Genomic DNA, 7591 nt, shown 5'->3' with positions numbered 1-7591 from the left:
AAAATAATATATTAGCTAAAAATAAATTCCTAATATATTTTTTATTCCAATTTTTAGATATATAATATGATACTAAAAATATCCCTCCTCCATATACAAATAAAGCCCAATTTGCTTCTAATTTATTTTTGAAAGATTTCTGCAGTATATAAATGAATGGCAATAATGATATAAAAGCAAAATAGAAATTATTTTCTATTTCTTTTTTCTTAAAAAAATCTATAGAAACTTTTATTATTAAATAACAAAATAATATAAAAAATAAAGGACTATATAATCCTATTTGTGCTCCCCAAAAATCTAAAGTTCTATTAATACTTCCTGGTTTTTGAAGCTGTCTGTCTAATGCATATTTTATAGATGTAAAATCAGTTTGAAAATTATATATAATAAAAGGGCTGTAAACTATAGCAGCAACAATAAATGATAAATAAAATTCTTTAGATAAAAATATAGATTTTCTGTTTTTTGAAATTAGTGTAAAAAAACATATAGAAGCACCTACAAATATAGCACCCTCTTTAGAAAGTAAGCTAAAACCAAATAAAAAACCAGCCAAATAAAAATAATTTTTGTTAGAATAAATTGCTTTATAATAAGCCATTATAGCTAATAATAAAAAATAAAACATAGGAGTATCTATGGTAACAATCAGAGAAAGTCCAGCAAAGAATGGTATAGTATTAAAAAGTATAACAGAAATAATAGCAGTATTTTCATCTTTTTCTTTTCTCAAAAATAAATATAATAAAACAGAAACTAATATACTTATAATAATACTGCCAAATCTTACACCAAATCCAGTATTTCCAAATATAATCATACTTGACTTCATAAAAAAAGCTATACCAGCACCATGGTCAAAAAAGCCAAATGGTAAATGTTTTGTCCATAATGCATAATGTGCTTCATCATCTATTAAAGTAGTGAAAACTAATAATATAGTTTTTAATATATATGATAATATTATAAAAATAAATGAAATTAAAAAAATTTTATTACTTATTATTTTATTTATAAATCTTTTAATATTATTTTTCATAATTTGTCTCCCTATTACTTTTTATAATAAACTCAGGTCTATTTTTTATTTGTTCATATATTTTTGATAAATATTCAGAAATTACAGATAAACTTAAAAGCTGAACTCCTCCCATAAAAATAACAGTTATCATTATAGAAGCCCAGCCTTTTATAATATCTGCATTAAAAAAGAAATATTTTATAAATACATATAGAGATAATATAATACCACAAAGTATAGATAAAATACCTAAAATTAAAGATATTCTCAAAGGTTTTGTTGAAAATGATATTATACCTGTTAAAGCTAGATTAAACATTTTTTTATAAGTATATTTAGTTTTACCTGCTTCTCTAGGTTTTCTATTATATAAAAATGGCTGTTGTTTAAATCCCATCCAGCTAATTAATCCTCTGATATATTTTGGATTTTCTTTAAACTGTTTATAGGCATCAATTACATTCTTATCTATTAGTCTAAAATCTCCTGTATCTATAGGAAATTTAATATCTGATAATAAATTAACTAATCTATAAAATAGATTGGATGTTATTTTTTTGAAAAAATTTTCACCTTCTCTAGAAATTCTTTTGGCATATATAACGTTAGATTTTGATTTTATATATTCATCTATCATAGAAGGTATAAGTTCTGGAGGGTCTTGTAAATCAGCATCTATTATTATAGCTATATCACCAGAAGAATTTAGAATACCGCAACTTACAGCAGCCTGATGACCGAAATTTCTTGAAAAAGAAAAAAGTTTTATATTATTATTTTCTTTTCTATATTTATCTATTATATATTCTGTATTATCATTACTTCCATCATTTATAAAAATTATTTCATAATCATTATAATTAGAAAGTACATTCATCAATCTATTATATAATATTTTTATTACAAGCTCTTCATTATAACAAGGTACTATTATGGTTATTTTCATAATGCAGCACCTATGAAAAAATATTATATAAATAAAAATGCAACGAAAAAATAAAACGAATTTTTGTTAAAGTAAGAGAGAAATTATTATAATTGATTAGTTTGCTGTTTGCTGTTTGCTGTTTGCTGTTTCATAAAATTATCCTATAACTTCCTCTTAATAATATAAACTATATTTTTATAATTGTCAATATACAAATATTTTTTAAAGAAAAGGAAGTACAAAAAATGCACTTCCTTTTATAATATCATATGAATAAATTATTTATTTTTCAATATAGCAGTCATTATTGATGAAAGAACTATAGCTTTAATAGAATCTCCTATAAGAAAAGGAAGACTTCCTTTCATTATTACTTCCACAAAAGTATAAGGGCTTCCAATACTTAATGACCAAATATACAATCCTATCATACCGCATATATGTATTATAACTATTTGAGATATAAACAATACGATAGAAGCTTTAATCATATTATTTGTATTATTTTTTTCTGTATATTTACCTAATACTAAAGCACATAAAGCATATCCAGTCAAATAACCTGTTGTAGCTCCAAAAGCATGAGGGGCTATTGTAGAAGGAAGTCCTATAGTACCTGCTAATATAAATATAGTAACAGATATAAAAGACCAAAATCCGCCTAAAGTCAAAGCACTAGCACATACAGCAAAAGTAGCCAAATTAATCGGCACTGGAGTAAATGCTAAATAAATTTTTATTTGCGAAGTTACTGCTATGGCAATAGCAAATAAAAACGCTAATATTATTTTACTCATTACACCAGCTTCATTTATTATATAAACTCTGCTATCATTATATTTTCTCAATATATTAGTCATCAATTTACTTTCCTTTATTTTTTATTTTTCCAATATTATTCATTATTATCATTATCCCAATATAGCCAAAAGAACTCCAGCAGCAACAGCAGAACCAATTACTCCTGCAACATTAGGTCCCATAGCATGCATAAGAAGGAAATTATGAGGATTAGATTCCTGACCTACTTTATTAGCAACTCTAGCAGCCATAGGTACAGCAGATACCCCTGCAGCTCCTATTAGAGGATTGATTTTTTCTTTACTAAATACATTCATTAATTTAGCAAGAAGAACTCCTCCAGCAGTACCCATAGAGAATGCTACCAAACCTAATATCAATATACCCAAAGTTTCAAAACGTAAGAATTTATCAGCAGCCAATTTACTTCCTACAGATAAACCTAACATAATAGTTACTATGTTTATTAATTCATTTTGAGCAGTCTTAGAAAGTCTATCAGTAACACCAGATTCTTTAATCAAATTACCAAACATCAAAGCACCGATAAGCGGAGCAGCATCTGGTAAAAGTAAAGCAACAAGTATTATAACAGTAAGAGGGAAAATAATTTTTTCTCTTTTAGTTACAGGACGAAGCTGTTTCATCTGAATTTTTCTTTCATTTTCAGTAGTTAGCCATTTCATAATAGGAGGCTGAATGATAGGAACCAATGCCATATATGAATAAGCAGCAACCGCAATAGCTCCTAATAATCCAGGAGAAAGTCTTGAAGCTGTAAATATAGCTGTAGGACCATCAGCACCGCCAATGATACCTATAGAAGCAGCATCTTTTAATGTGAAAGAAATAACAGGTATATATGTAGATATAATCATAGCACCCAATAAAGTACCAAATATACCTATTTGAGCAGCAGCCCCTAATAAAGCAGTTTTAGGGTTAGCAATAAGTGGTCCAAAATCTGTCATAGCACCTACACCTATAAATATGAATAATGGAAATAATCCTGATTCAATACCAAAAGTGTATATTTGACCTAAAAAACCTCCGCTACTTATAGTAACAGGTAAACCATTAATAACTTCTACTACAGGTAAAGCTGCAATATTTGCTATAGGAATATTAGCAAGTATTCCTCCCATACCTATAGGAATAAGAAGTAATGGTTCGAATCCCTTAGCTATAGCAAGATAAACTAAAAGTAAACCTACACAAATCATTATAGCATTCTGCCATAAAGGAGCAGATTTTACTTTAATATCATTAAGTTTAGTTTGATATTTTTCTTGCTTGCTTTTTTCAACTTTAGCCTGAGCTTCTGCTATATCTTTTTCACTTCTAGGGAATAAACCGCCGAAAGCAGTATTTCTCATCAAAGAAATAAGAGAATCTTTTATATTAAGAGGCTCCTGATTATTCTCTTGAGGCAACACTACTGATGCTGTCATAAAGATAAGTGCAAATACTAAAAATACTTTTTTCATTATTTTTTATCTCCTTATAATCACATCGATAATTAACCTACAATAGCCAATTCCTGACCAGCAACTACTGCATCACCTGGTTTAACTTTAACTTCTTTAACTACTCCATTTGCAGAAGATTTTATTTCTACTTCCATTTTCATAGCTTCTACAATTAATATAGTACTACCATCTTGAACTTGTGTTCCTACAGGAGCAACTATTTTTAATACAGTACCAGGTAAGCCTGCTGTAATAGGAGTAGCAGAACCTGAAGAAGCAGGAGCAGTACTAGCAACTATACCATCTTTAATGCTATAATCATAGCTTATTCCATCAACTATAGCTTTACCATTTTCTATTTTTATACCATAGTTAGAACCGCCTACTGTAACTGTAACTTCATTACTTGTAGCTTTAACGCCTTCAGAAGTACCGCCAGCATTCTTTCTAATACCAAGTTTAGCTTCACCTTTAAGGAATTGAATACCTTTCTCTTTACAAGCAGCAGCTATAAATACATTTTCATCAGAAAGATCGGTGATACCAGCATCTTTTAAAGCCTGTTCAGCAGCTTTTCTTCCTTTTTTAGGATTTTTATCATCTATATCCATAGGAAGTTCTGTAGTAGGCTGTAATCCTAATTGTTCACTTGCTATTTTTACTATTTCTGGATCTGGTGTAGAAGGCGTTTTTCCAAAATAACCTAATACCATTTTACCATAACCATCAGCTATCTTTTTCCACTCTCCCTGCATTACATTATTGAATGACTGCTGGAAATAGAATTGAGATACAGGTGTTACAGAAGTACCGAAACCACCTTTTTTAACTACTTCAGTCATAGCTTTTATAACTTCAGGGAATCTATTCATTACATTAATATCTCTCATCATTTGAGTATTAGCAGTTAAAGCTCCACCAGGCATTGGAGCGAATGGAATCATTGGTTCAACTGTTCTACTCTCAGGAGGTAAGAAATAATCTTTCATACATTCTTTAAATACTTCTTCAGCCTCTCTAATTTTATCTATATCTATATTTAAACTGTATTCAGTTCCTCTTAAAGCATGCCACATAACTATTAAGTCTGTTTGACAAGTACCACCTGATACAGGAGCAGCTGAAAGGTCTATACAATCAGCACCAGCATCTAAAGCAGCTCTATATTGAACAGCACCTATACCTGCAGTTTCATGGCTATGCATTTGTATATGTACATCTTTACCTAAAATTTTTCTAGCTTCTTTAATAGTATCATAAACCACTTGAGGAGTTGTAGTTCCTGATGCATCTTTGAAACATACAGAATCAAAATCTACTTTATCTTTAATCTGAGTTAATACTTTAGCATAAAACTCAGCATCATGAGCACCTTCACATCCTGGAGGAAGTGCCATCATACTAACACATACCTGATGCTTAAGTCCAGCCTCTTTAATACACTTACCGCTGAAAATAAGATTATTAACATCATTTAAGGCATCAAAGTTTCTAATAGTTGTAATACCATGTTTTTTGAAAAGATCAGCATGAAGTTTAATCATTTCTCTAGGCTGAGATTCCAAACCTACAACATTTACGCCTCTTGCTAAAGTTTGTAAGTTAACATCAGGACCTACTGTTTTTCTGAAAGTATCCATTACATCAAATGCATTTTCATTATTATAGAAGAATGCACTTTGGAATGTTGCTCCGCCGCCTGATTCAAAATATGTAACTCCAGCTTTAACGAATGCTTCTACAGCTGGCATAAAATCCTTTGATAATACTCTAGCACCATAAACAGATTGGAAACCATCTCTGAATGCTGTTAGCATAAATTTAATTTCTTTTTTAGCCATTATTAATATCTCCTTTTATAAAACTCATATAGGTTATTTAGATTTGCTGCTATGAACATGTGCTAAAGCAATGGCAACAGCTACCATTTTATCACTGCTAATAGGTGCCGCTGCTGGTGCTTGAGCAGATGTCTCTTCTTCGGGAGGAGGCATTAATTTACCCACTTGAGCTATTACACTGGCAACTATTTTCATAACGAAAACTAATATAATTAAAAACAATACAACAACACCCATACCTATGAGCATTATTTGTAAAGCTTCCATAATACTACTATTCATCAAATACTCCTATTATGTAAATTATTAATTACTAAATTATACACTATTTTTTACTTATATACAAGTAAATTTATTACAAAATATAGCTTTTATATCACAATATCATTGACTTTATATAAATAGCAAATATAATAATTATAATTAGTTAACTTAATAGGATAAAATTATGAAGTTTATTTCGAAGATGTCAAGTATGCCAATAGCAATTTTTGATTCAGGATTCGGCGGATTAACAGTACTAAAACGATTATTAGCAATATTACCATATGAAAACTATATATATTTAGGAGATAATATAAATATACCATATGGAGATAAAACAGAAGAAGAAATAATAGAACTTACTTTAAAAATGGCTGATTTTTTAGTAAATAAAAAATGCAAAATGTTAATTATAGCATGCAATACCATATCTGCATGTTCTTATAATATTTTAAAAGAAAAATATAAAATTCCTGTTATGGAAGTAATATATAATGGGGTGATAGATGCTTTGAATAATACAAAAAATAATAATATATCTGTGATGGGAACAGAATTCACTGTAAAATCAAATGCATATAAAAATAAAATAAATGAATATAGAGAAGGAGTGAAAGTTACACAGTTGGCATGCAAAAAATTATGCACTATGATAGAAAATGATTGGAATAGTTATGATAATAGATTGGAAGTATTAAATGATTATTTAAAAAATATAGATATTAATTCTGATACTCTAATATTAGCTTGCACACATTATCCTCATATAACAGATGATATAAAAAAGATATTAAAAAATAATAATTCTATAAAAAATATAATAGACCCTGCTTATCATACCGCTATTTCAGTTAAACAATATTTAGAAAAAAATAATTTAATAAATAAAAATAATGAAAATGAATTTATAAATATATATACAACTGAAGATATAAAAAAAGCATCCAAATTTATAAATATTTTCATGCCTAAAAATGAAAAGTATAAATTGCAGCAAGTAGAATTATAATTCAATAAATTTCTTTTAATCCGCTTTCAATATCAAATATCCAATGTTTATTAAATACTCTTCTGTAGGAATAACCAAATGGAAATCTGCCTATAGATACAGCAAAATATTTATTACCATTATTTTTCTGTTTTGTACACATACTTACTAAGTTGCTTGGCATATCTTCCATTATAAAATCAGACAGCACTAATACATCTGCATTTATAAAACTAGAAGTATTCATAATTCTATTAGCTTCATAAAGAGCCTTAT

7 protein-coding genes and 1 pseudogene are annotated in these 7591 nt (G+C 28.3%); 1 reads left to right on the top strand and 7 read right to left on the bottom strand.

The features are described from left to right. The 6 genes from Q1J76_RS00895 to Q1J76_RS00870 all read right to left on the bottom strand — a co-directional run. Window positions 1-1042, bottom strand: a 1042-nt coding sequence (locus Q1J76_RS00895) for a glycosyltransferase family 39 protein (RefSeq protein ID WP_300365463.1), incomplete at its 3' end; no start/stop codon positions are given. After that, window positions 1032-1970, bottom strand: coding sequence for a glycosyltransferase family 2 protein (locus tag Q1J76_RS00890; RefSeq protein ID WP_300365460.1), 939 nt, complete (start codon window positions 1968-1970; stop codon window positions 1032-1034). The genes Q1J76_RS00890 and Q1J76_RS00895, both read right to left, overlap by 11 nt. Window positions 1971-2230: 260 nt before the next feature. Further along, window positions 2231-2812: a biotin transporter BioY gene (locus Q1J76_RS00885; RefSeq protein ID WP_300365457.1), complete on the bottom strand. Its 582-nt coding sequence runs from the start codon at window positions 2810-2812 to the stop codon at window positions 2231-2233. A gap of 51 nt (window positions 2813-2863) precedes the next feature. Beyond that, the gene (locus Q1J76_RS00880) at window positions 2864-4240 is read right to left on the bottom strand and encodes a sodium ion-translocating decarboxylase subunit beta (protein WP_300365454.1); all 1377 of its coding nucleotides are present in this window, start codon (window positions 4238-4240) and stop codon (window positions 2864-2866) included. A 32-nt stretch (window positions 4241-4272) separates the two neighbouring features. After that, window positions 4273-6063, bottom strand: a complete 1791-nt coding sequence (locus Q1J76_RS00875; RefSeq protein WP_300365451.1) for a biotin/lipoyl-containing protein — start codon at window positions 6061-6063, stop codon at window positions 4273-4275. 33 nt (window positions 6064-6096) lie between these two features. Then, window positions 6097-6345, bottom strand: coding sequence for an OadG family protein (locus Q1J76_RS00870; RefSeq protein WP_300365448.1), 249 nt, complete (start codon window positions 6343-6345; stop codon window positions 6097-6099). A 166-nt stretch (window positions 6346-6511) separates the two neighbouring features. Here Q1J76_RS00870 and murI point away from each other — a divergent pair, with 166 nt between their 5' ends. Continuing rightward, window positions 6512-7336 (top strand): glutamate racemase, encoded by an 825-nt coding sequence (gene murI, locus Q1J76_RS00865; protein WP_300365445.1) that lies wholly within the window; start codon window positions 6512-6514, stop codon window positions 7334-7336. Between the two features lies 1 nt (window position 7337). Here murI and Q1J76_RS00860 read toward each other — a convergent pair. After that, window positions 7338-7591: pseudogene (locus tag Q1J76_RS00860) on the bottom strand (VWA domain-containing protein); the annotation flags it as partial.

The organism is Brachyspira sp., assembly GCF_029258575.1.
Classification (GTDB): domain Bacteria; phylum Spirochaetota; class Brachyspiria; order Brachyspirales; family Brachyspiraceae; genus Brachyspira.
Note: the sequence above shows the minus strand (reverse complement) of the source record. Positions and strands in the feature narration are given on the sequence as shown.

Bases quoted from the DNA above. Each gene is read 5' to 3' on its own strand.
- Q1J76_RS00890 (WP_300365460.1), bottom strand. From the start codon at position 1,970: ATGAAAATAACCATAATAGTACCTTGTTATAATGAAGAGCTTGTAATA.
- Q1J76_RS00885 (WP_300365457.1), bottom strand. From the start codon at position 2,812: ATGACTAATATATTGAGAAAATATAATGATAGCAGAGTTTATATAATA.
- Q1J76_RS00880 (WP_300365454.1), bottom strand. From the start codon at position 4,240: ATGAAAAAAGTATTTTTAGTATTTGCACTTATCTTTATGACAGCATCA.
- Q1J76_RS00875 (WP_300365451.1), bottom strand. From the start codon at position 6,063: ATGGCTAAAAAAGAAATTAAATTTATGCTAACAGCATTCAGAGATGGT.
- Q1J76_RS00870 (WP_300365448.1), bottom strand. From the start codon at position 6,345: ATGAATAGTAGTATTATGGAAGCTTTACAAATAATGCTCATAGGTATG.
- murI (WP_300365445.1), top strand. From the start codon at position 6,512: ATGAAGTTTATTTCGAAGATGTCAAGTATGCCAATAGCAATTTTTGAT.